This window comes from Nocardia sp. NPDC101769 (assembly GCF_044766925.1).
Classification (GTDB): Bacteria; Actinomycetota; Actinomycetes; order Mycobacteriales; family Mycobacteriaceae; genus Nocardia.
In genome coordinates, this window is sequence record NZ_JBIWMX010000014.1 from 152,080 (window position 1) to 171,026 (window position 18,947).

General features: G+C 70.3%; 15 protein-coding genes. 3 read left to right on the forward strand and 12 right to left on the reverse strand.

Going from position 1 to position 18,947, the window contains the following annotated elements:
* Nucleotides 1-18: 18 nt before the first annotated feature.
* The 3 genes from ACIRRA_RS22675 to ACIRRA_RS22685 are packed head-to-tail and all read right to left on the reverse strand — an operon-like array spanning nucleotide 19 to nucleotide 1,624.
* Nucleotides 19-981, reverse strand: a complete 963-nt coding sequence (locus ACIRRA_RS22675; protein ID WP_402771284.1) for an NAD(P)-dependent alcohol dehydrogenase — start codon at nucleotides 979-981, stop codon at nucleotides 19-21.
* The gene (locus ACIRRA_RS22680; protein ID WP_040857236.1) at nucleotides 978-1,205 is read right to left on the reverse strand and encodes a helix-turn-helix transcriptional regulator; all 228 of its coding nucleotides are present in this window, start codon (nucleotides 1,203-1,205) and stop codon (nucleotides 978-980) included. Before ACIRRA_RS22680 ends, ACIRRA_RS22675 begins: the two co-directional genes overlap by 4 nt.
* Nucleotides 1,199-1,624, reverse strand: a complete 426-nt coding sequence (locus tag ACIRRA_RS22685) for a hypothetical protein (protein WP_402771287.1) — start codon at nucleotides 1,622-1,624, stop codon at nucleotides 1,199-1,201. Before ACIRRA_RS22685 ends, ACIRRA_RS22680 begins: the two co-directional genes overlap by 7 nt.
* 99 nt (nucleotides 1,625-1,723) lie before the next feature.
* Between ACIRRA_RS22685 and ACIRRA_RS22690 the strand changes: the two genes are divergently transcribed.
* The gene (locus tag ACIRRA_RS22690; RefSeq protein ID WP_402771290.1) at nucleotides 1,724-2,941 is read left to right on the forward strand and encodes a cytochrome P450; all 1,218 of its coding nucleotides are present in this window, start codon (nucleotides 1,724-1,726) and stop codon (nucleotides 2,939-2,941) included.
* Nucleotides 2,942-2,953: 12 nt separating this feature from the next.
* Here ACIRRA_RS22690 and ACIRRA_RS22695 read toward each other — a convergent pair whose 3' ends face one another.
* Complete coding sequence (locus tag ACIRRA_RS22695) at nucleotides 2,954-5,506, reverse strand: cytochrome P450 (protein WP_402771293.1); 2,553 nt, start codon at nucleotides 5,504-5,506, stop codon at nucleotides 2,954-2,956.
* Between the two features lie 119 nt (nucleotides 5,507-5,625).
* Here ACIRRA_RS22695 and ACIRRA_RS22700 point away from each other — a divergent pair, with 119 nt between their 5' ends.
* A complete protein-coding gene (locus tag ACIRRA_RS22700) occupies nucleotides 5,626-6,903 on the forward strand; it encodes a glycosyltransferase (protein ID WP_402771296.1) in 1,278 nt (425 codons plus the stop codon).
* Complete coding sequence (locus tag ACIRRA_RS22705) at nucleotides 6,900-7,679, forward strand: ABC transporter permease (protein WP_402771299.1); 780 nt, start codon at nucleotides 6,900-6,902, stop codon at nucleotides 7,677-7,679. The genes ACIRRA_RS22700 and ACIRRA_RS22705 overlap by 4 nt, the downstream gene beginning before the upstream one ends.
* A 5-nt stretch (nucleotides 7,680-7,684) precedes the next feature.
* On the opposite strand, the gene ACIRRA_RS22710 is transcribed toward ACIRRA_RS22705, so the two are convergent.
* From ACIRRA_RS22710 to ACIRRA_RS22745, 8 genes are read right to left on the reverse strand one after another with little or no spacing between them, the layout of a single operon-like run.
* Complete coding sequence (locus ACIRRA_RS22710) at nucleotides 7,685-8,632, reverse strand: hypothetical protein (RefSeq protein ID WP_402771300.1); 948 nt, start codon at nucleotides 8,630-8,632, stop codon at nucleotides 7,685-7,687.
* Nucleotides 8,629-9,261: a nitroreductase family protein gene (locus ACIRRA_RS22715; RefSeq protein WP_402771303.1), complete on the reverse strand. Its 633-nt coding sequence runs from the start codon at nucleotides 9,259-9,261 to the stop codon at nucleotides 8,629-8,631. Before ACIRRA_RS22715 ends, ACIRRA_RS22710 begins: the two co-directional genes overlap by 4 nt.
* A complete protein-coding gene (locus ACIRRA_RS22720; protein ID WP_402771306.1) occupies nucleotides 9,261-10,268 on the reverse strand; it encodes a ScbA/BarX family gamma-butyrolactone biosynthesis protein in 1,008 nt (335 codons plus the stop codon). Before ACIRRA_RS22720 ends, ACIRRA_RS22715 begins: the two co-directional genes overlap by 1 nt.
* Entirely contained in the window at nucleotides 10,265-11,200 is a 936-nt protein-coding gene (locus tag ACIRRA_RS22725) for a nucleoside-diphosphate kinase (protein WP_402771309.1), read from the reverse strand. Before ACIRRA_RS22725 ends, ACIRRA_RS22720 begins: the two co-directional genes overlap by 4 nt.
* Nucleotides 11,197-12,306, reverse strand: coding sequence for an SDR family oxidoreductase (locus ACIRRA_RS22730; protein ID WP_402771311.1), 1,110 nt, complete (start codon nucleotides 12,304-12,306; stop codon nucleotides 11,197-11,199). Before ACIRRA_RS22730 ends, ACIRRA_RS22725 begins: the two co-directional genes overlap by 4 nt.
* Nucleotides 12,303-12,584, reverse strand: a complete 282-nt coding sequence (locus ACIRRA_RS22735; RefSeq protein ID WP_402771314.1) for an acyl carrier protein — start codon at nucleotides 12,582-12,584, stop codon at nucleotides 12,303-12,305. The genes ACIRRA_RS22730 and ACIRRA_RS22735 overlap by 4 nt, the downstream gene beginning before the upstream one ends.
* Complete coding sequence (locus ACIRRA_RS22740) at nucleotides 12,581-16,120, reverse strand: AMP-binding protein (protein WP_402771317.1); 3,540 nt, start codon at nucleotides 16,118-16,120, stop codon at nucleotides 12,581-12,583. Before ACIRRA_RS22740 ends, ACIRRA_RS22735 begins: the two co-directional genes overlap by 4 nt.
* Nucleotides 16,117-18,843: a phosphoenolpyruvate synthase gene (locus ACIRRA_RS22745; RefSeq protein WP_402771320.1), complete on the reverse strand. Its 2,727-nt coding sequence runs from the start codon at nucleotides 18,841-18,843 to the stop codon at nucleotides 16,117-16,119. The genes ACIRRA_RS22740 and ACIRRA_RS22745 overlap by 4 nt, the downstream gene beginning before the upstream one ends.
* Between the last annotated feature and the right edge of the window lie 104 nt (nucleotides 18,844-18,947).

The following is an 18,947-nucleotide window of genomic DNA, read 5'->3' on the forward strand; positions in this document are numbered from 1 at the left end:
GGTTCGCGCGTCTCCGCGTCAGCCGACCACGATCACGGACTTGCCCGTGGAGTGTCCGGCGGCCAGGTGGGTGATGGCGGCTGCGGCTTCGGGGAGGGCGAAGGTTCGCTCGATGCGAGGCGTGAGCGCGCCTGCGGTGGCGAGTTCGGCCAGGGTGCTCAGGGTTTCGGGTTTGGGCAGGGCCAGCAGGGAGCGCAGACGGTGGCGGGTGAAGGGGGAGAGGAGTTGGGCGTGGAGGGAGCGGCCCAGGCCGCCGAACCAACGGCCGCCGCCTTCGCCGCCACCGAGGACCAGGGTGCCGGTGGCGGTGAGCAGGGAGCGCAGTAGTGGGAGGGGACGGTTTCCGGCCATGTCGAGGATGAGATCGTAATGGCCGGTGAGGGTTTCAGTGGTGTAGTCGATGGCGTGGTCGGCGGCGAGTTCGGTGACGAAGGCGATGGACGCGCCCGAGCAGACGCCGGTGACCTCGGTGCCGTAGTGCTTGGCGAGCTGGACCGCGAGGTGTCCTACCCCGCCGGCCGCGCCGATGATCAGCACTCGCTGTCCGGCCTCGATGCGGCCCGCGTCGCGCAGGCCGGTGAGGGCGGTCATGCCGGAGATCGGCAGAGCCGCGGCTTGTTCGAAGCTCAGATTGACGGGTTTGTGCTGGAGTTTGGCGGCGGGGGCGCAGGCGAATTCGGCGTAGGAGCCGGGGACGGTGCCGAAAACCTCGTCGCCGGGTTGGAATTCGGTCACCTGCGGCCCGACCGCTTCGACGACGCCGGCGACATCCCAGCCGCGGACCCGTTCCCGGGGCGCGCGCAGCCCGAGCACCAGCCGGGCGATCCGCGGCTCGCCGGTCATGAAATGCCAGACGCCGGGATCCACGCCCGCGGCGCGCACGCGGACGAGCACGCCGTCCTGTCCGGTGTCGGGCGTGGGAATGTCGATGTAGGACAGCATGTCGACGGTGCCGTACGCGTCTTGCGCAATAGCCTTCATGGCTGGTCTTCTTCCGGATACTCGAAGATCTCGTCCAGTGGTGCACGGAACACCCGGGCGATCTGGAACGCCATCTCCAGCGATGGCGAGTACTTGCCCTGTTCGATGGCATTGACGGTCTGCCTGGTCACCCCGAGCCGGTCCGCCAGTTCGGCCTGTGTCATCTCGCCGTGCGAGAAGCGCAGCGCGCGAATGTTGTTGGTGACCCTGGTCGGTTTCACCATGGCCAGGTCCCCCGCCGGTAGGCGACGATCTTGGTGACCGCGCCCACCACCGCGGAGAGCGTGAAGCCGAGGTAGATCGCATTGGCGATCCAGAACCGGTCGCCGTTCGCCATGGCAAGCACCAGTGCGGCGACCGCGCCGAGCACGACGAAGGCATTACCGACCTCTGCTCCGCGCATATCGATTTCACGGTCGCGCTGATCTGTGCGGTCCCGATCCCGGGACCCGATGGCCACGGCGATGCTGGCGACGATCGAGACCACGATGGACCCGCCGACCGCCCACAGCAACGGCGCGACATAGGCCACGTCCACCACCGCGGTGTGCCGCGCACGCGCCAGCACGACGATCACATAGATCACGTACGAGACCACGGCCGCGACACCCAGGATCCAGGTTCGCTTCTCCTCGTAGGGCATGAGCCCAGTGTAAAGAAAACACGACTCGATGTACAGAATCTTTTACATCGCGACGAATTGCCGTTCGCCGCATGCCATTCCATCGACTATGGTCGCGGTATGGCCGATATCGAAGCCCCGGACCGGATCGAATCCATCGGCTCGGAGTTCTTCGCCGATCCGCACGCCCATTACCGGCGCTGGCGCGAGCACGGGCCGGTGCGGCGAGTCCGATTCCCCGACGGCGTCATTCGCTGGGTGATCCTCGATTACGCCGTGGGCCGGGCCGCACTGTCCGATCCGCGCCTGCAGAAGGCCGCCGCGGTCACCGACGCACTGCTCAGCCGTAAACGCGGTGTGCCGCAGTCGGATCCGAATGCGCTGGCGCTGCTCTCCCATATGCTCAATACCGACCCGCCCGGGCACACCCGGCTGCGGAAGCTGGTGACCCGGGCTTTCACCCCGCGCCGGGTGGCCGCGCTGGGCCCGCGCATCGAGGAGATCACCGGCTCGCTGCTGGATGCCCTCGAGGGTAGGTCCGAGGCGGATCTGCTGCGCGAATTCGCCGAGCCGCTGCCGATCACGGTGATCTGTGAGCTGCTCGGTGTGCCGCTCGGCGATCGCGCCGACTTCCAGGAGTGGACCCGAGCGCTGGTCGCGGTCGCGGGCCTGGAAGAGGACCGGGCCCGCGCCTCCGAGGCCATGGCGGCCTACCTGACCCAGCTGGTACGGGCGAAGGCCGAGGAGCCCGCCGCCGATCTGCTGTCCGCGCTGGCCGTCCCCGCCGACGACGGCGATGCCCTCACCGAGTCCGAGCAGGTCGGCATGGCCTTCCTGCTGCTGGTCGCCGGGCACGACACCACCGTCAACCTGATCGCCAACGGTACGCTCGCCCTGCTCCGCAATCCGGCGCAACTGCAGGCCCTGCGCGCCGACCCCGAGGCGATTCCCGCTGCGGTGGAGGAATTCCTGCGCTTCGACGGCCCGGTGAACATGACCACCATCCGGCACACGGCCGAACCGGTCACCATCGCGGGCACGGACATCCCCGCGGGCGAACTCGTCTTCGTCGCATTGGCCGCCGCCAACCGCGACCCCGACCGCTACCCGGTCCCCGACGCCCTGGATCCCGCCCGCGACACCACCGGCCATCTGGCCTTCGGCCACGGCATCCACTTCTGCGTCGGCGCCCCGCTGGCCCGCCTGGAAGCACGGGTCGCCTTCGCCGCGTTGCTGTCCCGGTTCCCGGACCTGCGCCTGTCACCCGCCGCGCAGGCGCTCGCCTGGCATCCGAGCACCCTCATGCACGGGATGCACGAGCTGCCGGTGCTGCTGTAGTACCCGCCGGGATCAGCGGGCCCGCAGGGTGACCGGCAGCGCCGACGGCGAGAGCACGAAATCCCGGTTGGAGGCCCGCACCCGATGTCCCGGCACCGGGGTGATCCGCCAGCGGGACAGCAGTGCGGCGGAGGCCAGCGCGATTTCGAGCATGGCGAAATGGTCGCCGAGGCAGCGGCGGCGGCCGACGCCGAAGGAGATCATCGCCTTCTTGGCGGTGTCGGCGGCATTCTCGGCGGACCAGCGCTCCGGATCGAAGGATTCGGGGTGGGTGAACCATCGCGGGTCGTGCTGAACCATATAGGGGCTGAACATGATCGCGGCCCCCGCCGGAATGGTGACGCCCCCGACGTTCAGGTCGGCGCTGGCGTTGGCGGCGCTGATCCAGGGTCCCCAGAATCGAATGGTCTCGGAGACGACCTGTTTCAGGTACGGCATGGCGGCCAGGTGTTCGGGCCGCACGTCACCGCTGCCGACCACGGCGTCCAGTTCCGCGTACAGGCGTTCGGCGATGGCCGGTCGCAGGCTGACCTCGTGCCACAGCCAGCCGGTCAGCGACGCCATGGATCCGACGCCGCCGGCGAGCATCAGGATGGCCTCGTCGATGATGTGGTCGTCGGACAGCCGCGCCCCGGTCTCGCTGTCGGTGTGCCGGATGAGCGCCGACACCACGTCGTTGAAATCCTCGTCGCGCCTGCGGTATTCGCTCACCACCGCCCCCACGGCGGCGCGCAGGTGCCGGGACTTGCTGCGCCACCGGTAGTTCGCGATGACCCGCAGCCTGCGCAGCCGCGGCGGCAGTGCGGTGCGCACGATGACCTGGCTGAGCAGCCACGGCACACTGTCACGGATCTCGCGCCGCGCGCTGTCGCCGAAGTCGGCGGTGAACAGGGTTGCCGAGACGGTGTCGAGTACCAGGCCGTGCGCCTCGTCCATGAGGTTCACCCGTTGATCGACCGGCAGTGCGGCGGCCCAGGCATTGGCGATATCGGCGGCGGCTTCGGCGTACTCGGCGAGCCTGCTCTGCCGCAGCGCGGGCGAGATCATGCGGCGACGCAGCCGGTGTTCGGGCCCGCGCAGGACATTGACCGCCCCGCCCGCGATATCGTCGATGGCCTCGCGCAGATCTTCCCGCTCGAATTCGGCATCGCTGAGATTGACCTCGCGCAGCAGATCCGGGGTGGTGAGCACATAGCCGGTCTGGCGGCCGAAGTGCACCCGCACGATCGGCCCGAGCGCGGGCAGCGAGGTCACGAAGCCGGGTGCGTCGGTGAGCGCGCGCAGACTGTGCCCCAGCACCGGCACGCTGCCCGGCGCGGTGGGGATGTCCGCCAGGCTCCGTGGCATGACGGGCGGCGGCGCGGAAGCCAATCCGGCGCTTGCGTCCCGATAGACCTCCAATACCCGTGCGATCTGGTGCGATTGGCGCACCGTGTCGACCTGACCCGCCAGCTGCTCACGCAGATCGGCGAGCACCGAGCGGTCCGCCACCAGCTTGGTGAGGGTCTCGCTCAGCGCCTCGACCGACGGATCCGCCGACCGGATGCCCGCGGGCACCGATTCGGCGAGATCGGGATCGCAGTACACCACCGGCAGTCCGACGGCGCCGGCCTCGAGCAGCACCATGCCCTGGGTGTCGAATCCGTTGGAGGGGAACAGCAGTGCGTCGGCCGCGGCCATGGCGTCGAGGCAGGCGGCCTGGCTCACCCTGCCGTGCAACCGGATTCGCTCCCCGAGCCGCCGTTCCACAATGCGTCCGGCGGCCGCGCCCTGCAGGTCGCCCTCGCCGTAGATGTCGAGCACGCAGTTGTCGGTGCGCCGCACCGCCTCGATGGATTCCAGCAGCCGCTTCTCTGCCGACAGCCGTCCGCACCACACCAGCCGCAGCGGCCCGTCCGCGGGGCGCGTCACCGCGGTGCGCTCGTCGAGCAGCGCATCGTCGACACCGTTGGACACCACGGTGATCGGGCGGGTGAGCCCGTGCGCGAGCAGCAGGTCCGCGAAGTGCCGGGTCGGCGCGATCACCTGATCGGCGGCCTGGGCCTGCCCGCTGATCGTCCACCAGGCGTGCCGGGCCGCGGCCGATTCCCCGGCCCGGTGCGGCATGTGATGCTCGTGCGGCACCCAGCGGCCGTGCAGCCCCCGCAGCGCCAGCGCGGTGGCGTACGGCGCGGGCGAGGTGTGCTCGATGAAGGCGTCGTCGCGGCTCTGCGCGGTGTGCACTAGCGGAATCCGGTGCCGCCGTGCCGCTTTCATGCCCGCGATGGCGACGCCGTAGGTGCTCTGGGTGTGCACGATGTCGACGGGCCCCCGGGCGGCGAATGCGGCGTCGATGAGCGAGGCATTGCGCCGGGTCGGTGCGACGACCGCGAATCCGTTCACGGCCGGAGCCGGCAGCGGTTGCAGCGCAACGATATCCGGGTCCGGCGCGGCCGCCGGGTCGGGCACTGTGAACACAGTCACCCGGTGCCCGGCGCGCTCTAGTCCACGGCGCAGCCCGGTGACGGCCGTTTGCACCCCGCCGAGCGAGGCCGGATGGTAGTCCACGAACATGGCGATGTGCATCAGCGCAACCCTACGCAGCGCCGCCCCGCTGTGAAATGCCCACATTTCCTGCGTCTGGACGCCGGCCCGCAGAGCACCCCAGTGTCAAGGGATCCCGTCCCCCTGCCGAGAGAGGCCGCATGCGCATTGCGATTCCGCTGACCGGAACCCGGGGCGATGTGCACCCGATCGTGGGCCTGGGCGTCGAATTGCAGCGCCGCGGCCACGAGGTGCTGATCGGCGCGCCACCGAATCTGGTCGAATTCGTCACCGCCGCAGGGCTTCCCGCGCAGGACTGCGGACCGGACGTGCAGCGGCTCTACAGCTCCGACGAGGGCCAGCGCGCGCTGGCCGCGGGCAATACACTGCGGCTGATGCAGCTGGTCGGCAAGCAGATGGCCGAGTACGGCGAGCGGATGAACCGTGAGGTCATCCGCGTGTGCGAGAAGGCCGATCTGATCGTGGCCAGCACTGTCACCGAGGACCGGGCGTCCTCGATCGCGGAGGCCATGGCCGTGCCGCTGGTCAGCCTGCACTACTACCCGGCGCGCATGAACAGCGCCTACCCGTTCCCGGGTCTGCTTCCCGCACATTGGAATCCGCCCGCCCCGGTCAATCGGGCCACCTGGCTGCTGGCCGAGAACCTGCGCCGTGTGGTGTTCCTGCGCTACCTCAACGAGCTGCGCGGCGTGCTGGGGCTGCCGAAGTCGTACACCAGCCCGGCCGCGGCGCTCGCGCGGGCGCGGGTGCCCGAGATCCAGATCTACGATCCCGCCCTGGTGCCGGGTCTGCCCCAGCAGTGGGACGGCCGCCGCCCCTTCACCGGCTTCCTGACCCTCGATCGGGCCACCCGCGCGGCGGTGGGCGAGCTGTCGGGCAGCCACGACGACATTCTGTCCTGGGTCGACGCGGGCGAGCCGCCGGTGTTCTTCGGCTTCGGCAGCATGCCGATTCGCGATGCCGCCGCCGTGTTCGCCATGGTGGAGCAGGTGTCCGCGCGGCTCGGGGTGCGTGCCCTGGTGCACGCGGGGTGGAGCGATCTGGATGTCGCGAACATCGTGACGGGCGACCGGATCAAGCTGGTCGGCAATTTCGCCTACGACCTGGTCTTCCCGCACTGCGCGGCGGCCGTGCACCACGGCGGCATCGGCACCCTGTTCGAAAGCCTGCGGGCCGGACTGCCCACGGTGGTGTGTTCGGTGTCGTTCGAGCAGCCCATGTGGGGCGGGCAGGTGGAGAAACTCGGTGTGGGCGCGCATCTTCCGTTCACCGCCATGACCGCCGACCGGCTGACGGGCGCGCTGGCGCCGCTGCTGAACGCGCGCACCCGGCAGCGCGTCGAGGGTTTCGCGGCGACCCTGCGGACCACCGGGGTGGCCGAGCACACCGCGGATCTCATCGAGGCCGCCGCCCGGTGACGGTTCCCACACTCTCGGCGGCACGCCATTTCGTCCCCGACACCCTGGTCATGTTCCGGCGCTGTGCCCGCCGGACTCTGCGCAGCACGGACACGCTGGTCATCTCACTGACCATGCCGATTCTGATGATGCTGCTGTTCACCTACGTGTTCGGCGGCGCGATCGAGGTCGGCGGCTCGTACCTGAACTATGTGGTGCCGGGAATCATGCTGCTGTGCACGGGTTTCGGCGCGTCCATCACCGCGACCAGCGTGTGCACCGATATGACGCGCGGCAGTATGGACCGCTTCCGGACGCTGCCCATGTTCCGGCAGGCACTGTCGGCGGGACATCTGAGCGAGGGCCTCGTGCGCACCATGGCGGCCATCGCCATCGCGGTGGGTGTCGCGGTGGCACTGGGCTACCGGCCGGGTTCGGGGCCGCTGGGCTGGCTGGGCGCGGCCGCGCTGATCGCGTTGTTCGTGGTCGCGATCACGGCCATCGCGGTGGCGTTGGGCATGGCGGCGAGCAATCCGGAGGCCGCGGGCGGGCTCACCTACGCCATCACGTTCATTCCGTATGTCAGCAGCGCGTTCGTGCCGACCCGCACCATGCCGGGCTGGCTGCGCGGTATCGCCGACCGGCAGCCCGCGACCCCGGTGGTCGACACCGTGCGCGCGCTGCTGGACGGCACCGCCGCCGACCGGGCGCCGGCGGCGGTGCTGTGGTGCCTGGCCATCGCGGCGGTCGGATTCGCCTGTGCCGCCGTGTCCTTCCGGCGTTTGTCCTACCGCTGAGCCGCTCAGCCGCGGGTGGCCGCCACTGCCTGCGCGATGAGCGTCAGGTACAGGGTGAGGATGAACAGGACCGCGGGCAGTACCGGGTATTCGTCGTCCCGCGACCGCGCGAACCGCCAGGCTCCGACGGCCGGGATCAGCGTGAGCGCCAGGGGAATCCAGCCGAGGACGGCGGCCGCGCCGTGCCACTCCCACGGTTTCGCGACAGCGATCTCACACACCGCCGCCGCCAGTGCGCACAGTACCGACGCCGCGGCGCTACCGAGCGCACCGAGCGCGTTCGAGTAGTACATCTCCCCCGGCCGCGTGCTGCGCGAGGTCTTGCGGGCGAACTCGAATTGCAGGAAGGCACCGGCGAACACGATCGCCACCACCGCGACCCGGCCGTGGGCCGCCGCCTCGCCGGTGTCGATGGCCGACAGCACGACATACGCGGTCACCAGCAGCTGCACCGGATAGGTGACCACGAGGTTGAGCATGATGTCGGTGCGCACCGTCTCCGAAAGCTGTTCCAGCGCCCAGAGAATCAGGCCGTAGGCGAGCACCGCCGCGATGGCCACCGCCGAGCGCACCGACAACGCGAGGCTGCCCGCGATCGACACCAGCGCGATCACCCCCATGGCACTGCGCAATTCGAGCGCGCTCACCGCTCCGGTGACCAGTGGCCGGTCCGGATTGTGCACCCGGTCGTACTCGAGGTCCTTCTGCTCGTCGACCATGCGCAGGTACAGCAGCACGATCGCGACGATGCCGATGCGGGCGGCGGTCGCGCCGGTCGGATGCCAGGCGACGCCCCGCTGCGTCAGCAGTGCCGCCGTGCCTTCCAGGGCCAGCACCCAGAGGATGCCGTACAGCAGGTAGTGCGGCTTGTACATCACCCTGGTGAACCGTGCGATCCGGCCCACCGAGGTGAGAAGGCCGGTGCGGGACGGAATTTCGGCGAGATCGGTCACGGCGCCGCCACCCCCTCCGGCGTCGGCCAGCCGTCCCAGCCGGTCAGTTCCGCCGCGGGTGTGCGGCGCACGGGTTTGCCGCCGCCCGGCAGCAGGTGCGCGACCGGCAGCATGGCCACCTGGGTGACCTCCTCGAACGGAATGCCCAGCAGCTCGGCGACCTCGCGCTCGTAGGCCAGATGCGCCGTGGTCAGCGTCGATCCGAGACCGCGTGCGCGCAAGGCCAGCTGGAGATTCCACACCGCCGGATAGATGGACCCGTAGAAGCTGGCCAGCCGCAGCGCCGAGGGTTCGGCGGGCGGGCGGCCCAGCGCGCACACCAGGATCAGCGCGGGCACCTCGGCCAGGTGGTCGGCCAGGTACTGCCCCGATGCCAGATCGGCCAGCTGATCCGGCCGGGGTGTGCGGCCGGAGAGGTTGGCGGCGAACCCTTTCCGGTAGTACTGGCCGATCCGGGATTTGAGTCCGGGGTCGCGCACCACCACGAACCGCCACGGCTGCCGGTTCGAGCCGCTGGGCGCGTGTACCGCGATCTCCAGGCACTCCCGCAGGTCCCGGTCGTCGACGGGCCGATGCAGGTCGAGGCGTTTGCGGATCGCGCGAGTGCCGGTCAGCAGATCGATGTCCATCAGTCGCCGTCCTCCGACAGCGCCGGGTCCCCCGCGAATTCGAGGTCGATCCGCGCCGCCACGGTGCCCGCCTGGCGGATCTCGCAGTGCACCACGGTGGCATCCACCCCGGAGTCGGTGCGCTCGGCCACGCACACGGCGGGCAGGTCGAGCTCCACGAACTGGTCGAAAGCGCTTGTCACGCTGATCAATCGGCAGGGCTGCGGGCCCATGGTGGTGAGCGCGGTCTGCCGGCAGGCCTCGATGAGCAGGTTGCCGGGCACGTGGTCGAGCTGATGGTCGAACAGGATCGGATGGGTGGTGTCGGCGACCAGCGCGGCGCGGGACCGGCCCGGGGTGAACTGCGGCGGCCCGATCACCACATTGCGGGGATTCTCCCGGCCGACCAGTGCCGCGGCGGCCCGCGTGCCCGGCGAGGCGGGAATCTCGAAGGGCCCCAGGCCCAGGTGCTTCCGGTAGCCCGCGCGGATGGCGGCCCACTGCCGGGGATCCACCCAGGAGAAGGAGCCGTCCACGGTACCCATCGGAACTCCCCGGCAGCTGATGTCGAGGACCAGGTCCAGGCCCTCCAGCCGCTCACCCCGACGGTGTTCGCGCAGCGCCCGCACCCGCAGTTCCAGATCGGCGGGCGCGGAACCGATCTCCCAGATCGCGCCGTCGATGCCGGTGCCGTTGAAGGTGCGCACCAGGAAGGCCCGGTCGGTGGGCACGTCGAAGAATTCGTGGGTCACCGCGATGGAGGCCTGCCGGGCGGCCTCCATGACCGCGATCAGGTCGTGGTGCAGGCCCAGCGCGCCGGCGTGATCGCCGTAATGGCCGTGCATGCGCGGCAATTGGGCCCCGGCCACGAAGGCGCCCGAGGTCTCGGCCTCCAGCGAGGTCACGAAGACCTCCGCGACCGCGTGCCGGTGCGCGAGCGCGCGCGGGATGGTGCGCAGGTGGGTGGCGCGCACGGCGGCGGCCCGGGTGAGCGGGTGCGCGGTTCTGGGTGGCTGTGTCGTCGTCATGGTCTGGCCTCCAGCCAATCGGTCGCGCTGACCGGGCGCAGGGTCTGCGACCCGGTCCCGGCGCGCATGGGTAGGACGTAGGAACCGAGCACGATGACCGACCAGGGGTCCAGCTCGCGTCCACTGGACCACGCCGCCTCCAGCAGCGCGGCCTGATCGGCCGGGGAGCCGGGGTCGGTCGCGGAGATGCGGTCGTCCAGGGATTTCATTGCGGCGGAACCCAGTTCGGCACACAGCCGGGCGATGGCGTCGGAGCGCTCGAAGCTGCGGGCGGGGGCCCGGTCGTAGAGATCGCGGGCCAGCGCGGCGGCCGCGTCGGTGCGGTCGCGCGCCTCGAGCGCGTGGGTGAACACCTGGGCCCGGGTGGTCTCGTCGAAGTAGATGGCGAGTTCGCGCAGGACATCGGCGGGATCGTCGGGGGAATGGACGAGATTGAGCAGGTAGTTGTGGCGTCCGAGCAGGTAGCGCAGTTCACCGGGCTGCCGTTTGCGGGGGTCGGTCGCGCCCTTGGCGGCGGTGAGGCGCACCGGTGTCGGCAGCCCGGCGACCGGGCCGCGGACGACCAGCACCAGGACGTCGGAGATCCCCACCAGCAGATCGGCCAGCCGCCGCCGTTCCGGGGAGGCGATGTTCCAGGCGAAGTACCACAGGGCACGGGCCACGTGCCGGTCCACCACCACGCGGCGGGCGTCCACCACCTGGAAGTCGTTGTCCGCCAGCCAGGTCAGGGTCGGTTCGACCGCCCGGGCCACGATGGCGTCCGGTTTCAGCAACAGCAGCGAGTGCTCGCGGGCGAAGGCGCCGGCGTCGATGCCGAGCCGCTGTGCCTGTTCTACGGTCTCGAGCACATAGGTGTCGGTGAGGTAGGCGTCGACCTTCTCCTTCGACGGTGTCGCGTCGGCGAGCAGGGTGCGCAGGGCGTCGTCTGTCACGGCCGGGCCCCCGCTCCCGGCGCCGCCGCGCCGATTCCGGTGCGCGCCAGGGTTTCCGCGATCGACGGCAGCGGCGCGCCCAGGTAGCCGGACTCGAGGCAGTGGTCCAGCAGCGCCCGCAGGTAGTCCTTGCCGGTCTGCGGTGGGAGCCGGTCCAGCAGGCGGTCCGCATTGCTGGTGTCGAAGGACAGGCGGCGCTGGAAGTAGCTGGTGTAGAGCGCGCCGATGCGCAGGTAGTACTCGCGCTCGATGGGGTCGAGATCCTCACTGTGGAAGGAGGATTCCGGGACGAAGGTCGCGACCTCGAAGGACGGGTACTCGGCCAGCACGTCGGAGACCTCGCGCAGCGACAGCGTGTCCCGGCCCACCGCGTGCAGGGTGGATCCGGCGACACTGTCGAAATCGGTGACCGCGGCGGCGATCACGTCGGCGACATGGTCGACCGGGGCCAGGGCGAGCGTGGCGTCGTAGCGGCCGGGCAGGGTGCGCAGCTTGCCCTCGACCATCAGTTTCACCACGGTGTAGAGGTTCTTGTACTCGCGGATCACGCCGTCGCCCAGTGCGCCGGTGACGATGCCGGGCCGCACCACCGCCCACCGCAGCCCGCGCTCCCCGGCCGCCCTGATCACCTGTTCGGCCCGCAATTTGCTCTGCTCGTAGCCGTTTCCGAAGGATTGGCCGGCATCCAGTTCGTCCTCGCGGATGACGCCGTGCCGCAGACCGCACACATAGGCGGTGCTCACGTGCAGCAGCGGCACGTCCCAGGCGAGGGCCAGCGCGACGGCGTGCTCCGCACCGCGCACATTGAGCTCGTCGTAGGTCTCGGCGGTGGCGTCGAAGGCGGTGGTGGCGGCGCAGTGCACGATCATGCCCACCCGGCCGGCGAGATCGGCCGCCGTCGCAGGGTCCAGCCCGAAGACCGGCCGCCGGATGTCGCCGGTGATCCGCAGGTCCGGCTCGTACCCGCTGCCGTCATTGCGGCGGATATCCGAATTGCTGTGCAGCACGGCTGCTACCGGCCGGCCGGCGCCGCTGAGCCTGGCGGCCACTTCCGACCCGACCAGTCCGCTCGCGCCGGTGAGCAGGACGGTGTTCCGGTCGCTCATGCACTCACCTCCAGGGTGCGGGTGACCAGATCGACGACCTGGCCGACCCGCAGCACTCCCATCAGCTGTTCGGGCCGGTAGCGCGGCAGCGCGAAGCTCTGTTCGAGCACCACGGTCAATTCCATGAGCCGCAGCGAGTCGAAGCCGAGGTCCTCGATCAGGCGCAGCTCGTCACCCTGTCGCAGTGCGTCGGCGGCACCGCCGAGTTCCGCGGGCCGTGGGGCCATGGTGGTGATGATGTGCCGGACGCGTTCGGCGACAGTGGTTTCGATGGTCATGACTGCTCGCTCTCTCGCAGGTGGGGCTGCTGGCCGCCGCTGGCCAGCAGGTCGCGGGCCTCGTCCAGCGGCAGGTCGGCGTCGAGATACCCGGCCAGCCGCAGCCAGTCGTAGCCGAGGGTGAGGGTGCGCTGCCACTGCTCGCGGGAATCGAACGAGGCCGGAAAGTCCCGGCCCGCAGCGGTATCCGCGGCCAGGCGGCGCACCGCGGCGACGACGGCGTCGACACGGGCAAGATCGTTCAGCGCGTCGCCGCCGTTTCGCAGGGTTCGCGAGAACCGCACGCGCACGGCCGATTCCAGCGCCGCGATCAGTGTGTCCCGCTCGGGGGCATGCACGGGCAGCAGCCCGGCGACCGTGCCGACCGGATCCACATCGGCGGGCAGCGGATGAATGCCGAACGCGCTCAACAGCACTCGCACACTCATGGCGATGAGCCGGTGACCGGCGATATCGGCAACCTCGCCCTGCGCGTCCTTGACCGCACCCACCAGATCCTCGCGGGCATTCTCCAGCACCACGTTGGACCACACCAGATTCAACCCGGCTCCGATGAACCGCCGGGCAGGCAGCGCCGATAGCGTCGCGACCCCCTCCCCGCGCGCCGCGCCGGTGAGTCCCAGTGCGGGCGTCGCCGCCACGGCCACCGGCGTGTACGCCTCGACCGGTTTACACATGGCCAGTGCCGGTTCGAGCACCTCGCCGCCCCGCCACTGCAATCCGACGAACCCCAGCCGGACGAACTCCGCCAGCTCCGCCCCGATATCGCGCGGAGCGCGCGCCATGACATCCCGGATCGACTGCCGGAACACCACCGACCGCCACGCCTGGGCTCCAGCCTCGGACAGCACGAAAACCTCACTGTCGGAACGCAGCACGTGCAGGCGTCCGGCCAGCGGCCAGGTGGTGACGGCGGGACGCCGCGTGAAGATCAGCTCGTGCGGGTCATCCGCGACGCCCGCCACCCCGAGATCTGTGGCCAGGGCCACCGTGGCAGCCCACCGCGCACCGCCCCGGTCCCGAGACTCCGCATCGGCGGTGGTGGCGATCGTCCCAGCCATCTCCTCACCGGAATCCGATGATTCGGTCGATTCGAGCGGCGCGAGCCGCCCGGAATCGCCCTCGCTACCCGCGCGCTCCCGGTCGGCGGCACCCGTCAGCTCACGGTAGCGGTCGATCAGCGCGTCGGGGGCGGTGCGATCGAGTTGCTGTGGCAGCCATTTGGTTTCGAGGTAGGTTTCGCCGCGGCGGGCGAGCCGGCCCTTCATGGCTTGCCTGAGACCGTCTTCGGCCCAGGCGTCGGCTTCGGTGTGGGCTCCGAAGGCACGCAGGGCGATGGCGTAGCCCAGGGCGTGGCGGGCGCGGGCGGTCCACCAGTCCGCCACGAGGATGGTGAAGGCGTCGTGGGTGAGGAGCCCGCGCAGCTGGTCCAGATCGACCGTGCCGGGTCGCACGACCGTGGCGCGCAGGAAACGCTGGCAACGGTTGAGGCCGTCCTCGTCCGGGTCGGTGGCGGCCCGCTCGAGTTGCCGGCGCAGCTGGGCCACCGAGCGGGTGCGGACCTCGACGCGGCGGCCGTCGAGGAACAGGACGGTCGGCAGCGTCGGTAGTTCGTCCGCGCCGGGGGCCACCACCAGGAAGTCGATGTCGGAGCCCGCATTGCCGAAACCCTCGGCCAGAGAGCCCTCGAACAGCACAGCGGCGTCCTCGGGAACGGCGACCGACCGCAGAGCTCCGTCCAGGAGCTGTCGCAGCCTGTCCATCGGCATCCCGGGTCGCGGCACGGCCTGCGCCGGGCGCGCCACACCCTCCGACTTGAGGGAAGTGGGTTGCCCCGCAGCGGTATCCATCTCGTGCAGCACCGCGCCCTCCAGGGCGCCGTCCCGCAGCAGCTGCCACATGTGGCGGCGGCGGGGTTTGCCGCTGGAGGTGCGGCGGATGAGGCCGCGCGGGCCCGTGACGATGTGCACGGTCTGGGCGGGCCCGAGGTGGCCGCGGATGAGGTCGCGGGCCTGCGGAATCCAGTCGCCGGGCGCGGTCTCGGCGAAGAGGGCGACGCCCTGGACTCCGGCCTCGACGAGGCCGACGGCGGCGAGCTTGCCCTTGGTGAGCCCGGTTTCCTGGGCGACCCGGGATTCGATGTCCTCCATGAACACCGAGCGGCCGCGCACCTTGATGCTGGTGCCCATGCGGCCGAGGACGAAAACCTCGCCGTTGTAGAGGAATCCGGCATCACCCGAGTACAGGCGGCCGTTCTCCAGGCGGGTGGAGGAGGTCGCGCTCGCCTCCCCGGAATAGCCCAGCGCCACCGAGTCTCCGGTCACCACCATCTCACCCAGGACGCCGTCGGGCAGTTCCCGGCCCTCGTCGTCGACCACGGTCACGATGGATTCCGGGGTGGAGAAGCCGAGCCCGGTGATCCAGCCCGCGCCCGCCACCCGGTGGGTGTCGTCGAGGATCGCCTCCTCGAGCACCGGAACCCGTTCGCCGAAGCGCAGATTCGGATTGTCCAGCCGCAGCGCGGTGATCGGCCGCCGGGTGGGCGAGGAGGTCACCATGAGCGTCGCCTCGGCCAGCCCGTAGGCGAGGGTGAACGCGCCCATCGAGAAGCCTTGCGGGCCGGTCAGATTCGCGAAGGCCTGCAGGTCGGCCACCTCGACCGGTTCGGAGCCGATGGCCAGCGTCCGCCAGCCCGACAGATCCAGGCCGGCGATCTCCTCGGGCCGGACCCGGTGCGCCACATAGCCGAGCGCGAACGACGGCGACGGCGCGTGCTGGGCGTGGGTCATGGCGCGCAGCCAGCGCAGCGGGTCGCGCACGAACTGGTCGGGGCGCATGAGGTACAGGTCGGCCTGGTTGGTGACGCCCTGCAGGAACGCGCCGACCAGCCCCATGTCGTGGTAGAGCGGCAGCCACGACACCATGGTCTCGCCCGGCTGCCAGTCGATGAGGCGGGTGATCATGGCGATGTTGTTGGCCAGGTTGTGCCAGCTCACCCGCACACCGCGCGGTGCGCCCGAGGAGCCCGAGGTGAACTGCAGCAGTGCCACTTCAGACACCTCGGCGAGTTCGCGCGTCGCGGGGGCGGCGGGCAGCGCCGCGGCATGGACGACCACCGGCTCGTCGGTGCGACCGGCCGCGAGACAGGCGCTGCGCACGAAGGTCTCGAACTCCGGGGAGGTGACCACCAGGCGGGGCGCGGCCTGCTCGACGATGCCCGCGATATGCGCGACGATCTGCTCCAGGTCGCCGAACATGGGCGGTGCGACCGGGGTGAACACCCCGCCGCACGCCCACACCGCGTAGAAGGCCGCCACACACGGGAATCCGGTCGGCATGATCACGCACGCGCCGTCACCGCTGCCGAGTCCCGCGGCTCGCAGCAGCTCCGCGATCGACCACACCTGGTCGGCCAGGTCCCGATAGCTGCGGTACTCCCATCCGTCGGCCTCGTCGGCCAGGTACAGTCCGGTGCCGGCCGAGGGCTCGATCAGCCACCTGCGCACGGTCGCTTCGTCGTTCACGTGGTCGATCACTGGTCTCCTTCGGGAAGCACGGTGACGGTGCCGGCGGCCCCATCGACTCGAATACGCATGCCGCTGCGCAATTGGCGGGTGATATCGGGCAGCTGGACCACGGTCGGCACGCCCAGCTCACGTGCCACGATGGCCACGTGGGTGAGCGGACTGCCGCGTTCGATGACCAGCGCGGATGCCGAGGGCAGGGCCGCCACCCAGCCCGGATCGGTGCGGTAGGCGATGAGGATGCCGCCGGCCACGTCGCGGGGTTCGTCCACGATCACCGCGACGCCCTCGACAATGCCCGCCGCCGACGGGGTTCCGGTGAGCACCGTGCCGGGGGTGGCCGCGGCCGTCGCGGTGACCGGAATCCAGCCCTGCTCGGCCAGTTCGGCATTGCCCAGCCGCGGGCCGACGGTGCGGAAGCGGGCCGGGGCCACCAGCGTGGAATCCTTGGCGCGCAGTGACTTCCGCACCGTCACCACCTCGCGCAGACGGCCGGTGTCGGCGCCTTCGTAGCAGCCGCGCAGTTCCTCGACGGTCAGTTGGAACACGTCCTCGAACTCGTCGATGACGCCGTGCGCCGCCAGATCCCGGCCCATCACCCGGATCATGCGCTTGACCATGCCGAAGGCGCGGGTGCGGCAGAAGCGCAGCCGCTCACGGTGGGCGGCGCAGCGGGAGACCTTGGCGCGCAGTCGTTCGTAGACGCGCCGCCGGGCGCCGTGGCCGAGATGCGCGTCCAGGTAGGCGTCGGCTTCCCCGGCGCGGTTCGCGGTCACGGTGTCGCCGACACGGCCGACCGCACTGCGCAGCATGACGAACAGATTGGCCGGATCCTCGCGCAGATCAGGCGTTTCCAGCTTGAGTTCGTCGAGGCTGCGGTAGCCGTAGCGATCCAGATAGTCATCGAGGGCGGCCAGGAACTCGGTGCGCTCGGCGGCCCGCAGCGCGTCGTGAATCGCCTCCGGCGCAGCCGAATTGATGATGTCGCTCAGTTCCGGATCAGCGCGCACCACCCGGGCGAGTTCGGTCATGGCGCGGGCCGGCTCCGCGGATTCGACATCCGCGCCGGGGCCGACCACGGCGTAGAGGAACCATTCCGGCGCCTTGGGCAGCAACAGCTTGGTCAGCAGGAACATCAGGCCCGTACAGGTGAGCAGGATGGCGTCGAGCACCATGAGCGGGCCCCACCGCCGCACCAGATCGCCCTCCACCGTGCGATAGGAGCGGTATGCCTGCTCGCCGGTCAGCGCGGTGTAGTCCACTGCGTCGTACTCGTCGTAGACGCGGTAGAAGTCGGTCATGAACCCTTCGACCAGGTCGTCGATGCCGAACAGCCGCCGCGCGTAGATCATCGTGGTGAGCGCGCGCGAGCGCAGCCGGGCCGCCGTGCTGTCGAACTCGAAGGGCCGCAGCGTCTTCGCGATATCCGCCGGCAGCGGTTCGGCCACGCCGAGAGCGGCCTCGAGCACCCGGCGGTTGAGCGGGTAGCCGGGCGCGATGCCGACCATGCGGTACCAGTGCAGCAGGTTGTAGTAGACGCGGCCGTGAAAGCTGCCCAGCAGCACGGGAGTCCACGCATCGGTCTGCCGCAGCTGCTCGGGCGGCACCCCCAGGGAGGCCGCGTAGCCGCGGTACACGCGGCCGTAGATGTCGGCGGCGGTGGTGAAGGTCAGCGGCGAGGTGACGCCGCTGAAGCTCTCGATGATGTTGGAGTTGTCCCAGATTCGTGTCTCGCCGGGACCCACCCGCTCACCGGCGCCACGCAGTTCGACCTCGCGCGCGGACAGCGTCGACGCCGTCGCGGTGATCGGCCGGGTCTGCAGCAGCCACACGCCGGTGTCGTCGATGGCCCATTCGATGTCCTGCGGTGCGCCACACGATATTTCGACCTTCCGGGCGATCTCGGCCAGCTCGGCCGTCTCGGCGTCGGTCAGCACCCGCGCGCCGCGCCGGGCGGCCTCGACTTCGACCGTCGCGCAGCCCTGCCCGTCGCCCGGCTCGACGCGAATATCCTTGTCCCCCAGTGTGATATCGAGCAGTGCACCGGTGTCCCGGTCCAGGATCATCGAGTCGGCGTCCACTGCGCCGGACACCAGCCCCTCCCCCAGCCCGAAGACGGCGCTGATCACCAGCTCGTCGTCCGCGCCGGTCATCGGATTCCGCGTGAACACCACACCACTGGATCGCGCCGAGATCAATCGCTGTAACACCACAGCGGGCATGTAGGCGCGAGACAGGCCGTGCGCGAACGCATATCGCACCGCACGCTCGGAGAACGCCGACACCCAGCAATCCCGTACCCGGGCGATCACCGCTTCGAGACCGTGCACGTTCAGGTGGCTGTCGAACTGCCCGGCGAACGAATGCTCCGCCCCGTCCTCGGCCGACATGGACGACCGCACCGCGATGGGCTCCGGCCCGAGCCGCTCCCATGCCTCGCCGATCACCGCCACCGCCGCCACGGACACCTCCGCGGCCGCCAGCGCCCCACGCAACTCGGCGGCCCGCGCCACCGCGGCCTCGACCTCCCCGAGCGCCGCGAACCGCTCCAATTCTCCCGTCAGACCCGCCCCGCTCGCGAACCCGTCGAACACCTCCGTGCCGAGCGCCACCCACTCCGGCACCCGGACCCCCACCTCCCCCAACGCGTACAACCCCCGCGCCTTCCCGCCCCCATACGCGGCGACATCCACCGAATCCGACCAAGGGCCGAGCAATCGCACAACCTCTCCCATCCCCCTGAGGCCAGTCACATCACAGCGAATGCCGGAGCAAGATCAGGGGTTCTACTTTGAGTAGTCCACGTTTCAAACGCGCACCAGCCCAAGGTTCTTGGGTC

Coding starts and splice junctions, on each gene's coding strand:
- ACIRRA_RS22675 (WP_402771284.1), bottom strand. CDS start 981: ATGAAGGCTATTGCGCAAGACGCGTACGGCACCGTCGACATGCTGTCC.
- ACIRRA_RS22680 (WP_040857236.1), bottom strand. CDS start 1,205: ATGGTGAAACCGACCAGGGTCACCAACAACATTCGCGCGCTGCGCTTC.
- ACIRRA_RS22685 (WP_402771287.1), bottom strand. CDS start 1,624: ATGCCCTACGAGGAGAAGCGAACCTGGATCCTGGGTGTCGCGGCCGTG.
- ACIRRA_RS22690 (WP_402771290.1), top strand. CDS start 1,724: ATGGCCGATATCGAAGCCCCGGACCGGATCGAATCCATCGGCTCGGAG.
- ACIRRA_RS22695 (WP_402771293.1), bottom strand. CDS start 5,506: ATGCACATCGCCATGTTCGTGGACTACCATCCGGCCTCGCTCGGCGGG.
- ACIRRA_RS22700 (WP_402771296.1), top strand. CDS start 5,626: ATGCGCATTGCGATTCCGCTGACCGGAACCCGGGGCGATGTGCACCCG.
- ACIRRA_RS22715 (WP_402771303.1), bottom strand. CDS start 9,261: ATGGACATCGATCTGCTGACCGGCACTCGCGCGATCCGCAAACGCCTC.
- ACIRRA_RS22720 (WP_402771306.1), bottom strand. CDS start 10,268: ATGACGACGACACAGCCACCCAGAACCGCGCACCCGCTCACCCGGGCC.
- ACIRRA_RS22730 (WP_402771311.1), bottom strand. CDS start 12,306: ATGAGCGACCGGAACACCGTCCTGCTCACCGGCGCGAGCGGACTGGTC.
- ACIRRA_RS22735 (WP_402771314.1), bottom strand. CDS start 12,584: ATGACCATCGAAACCACTGTCGCCGAACGCGTCCGGCACATCATCACC.
- ACIRRA_RS22745 (WP_402771320.1), bottom strand. CDS start 18,843: ATGGGAGAGGTTGTGCGATTGCTCGGCCCTTGGTCGGATTCGGTGGAT.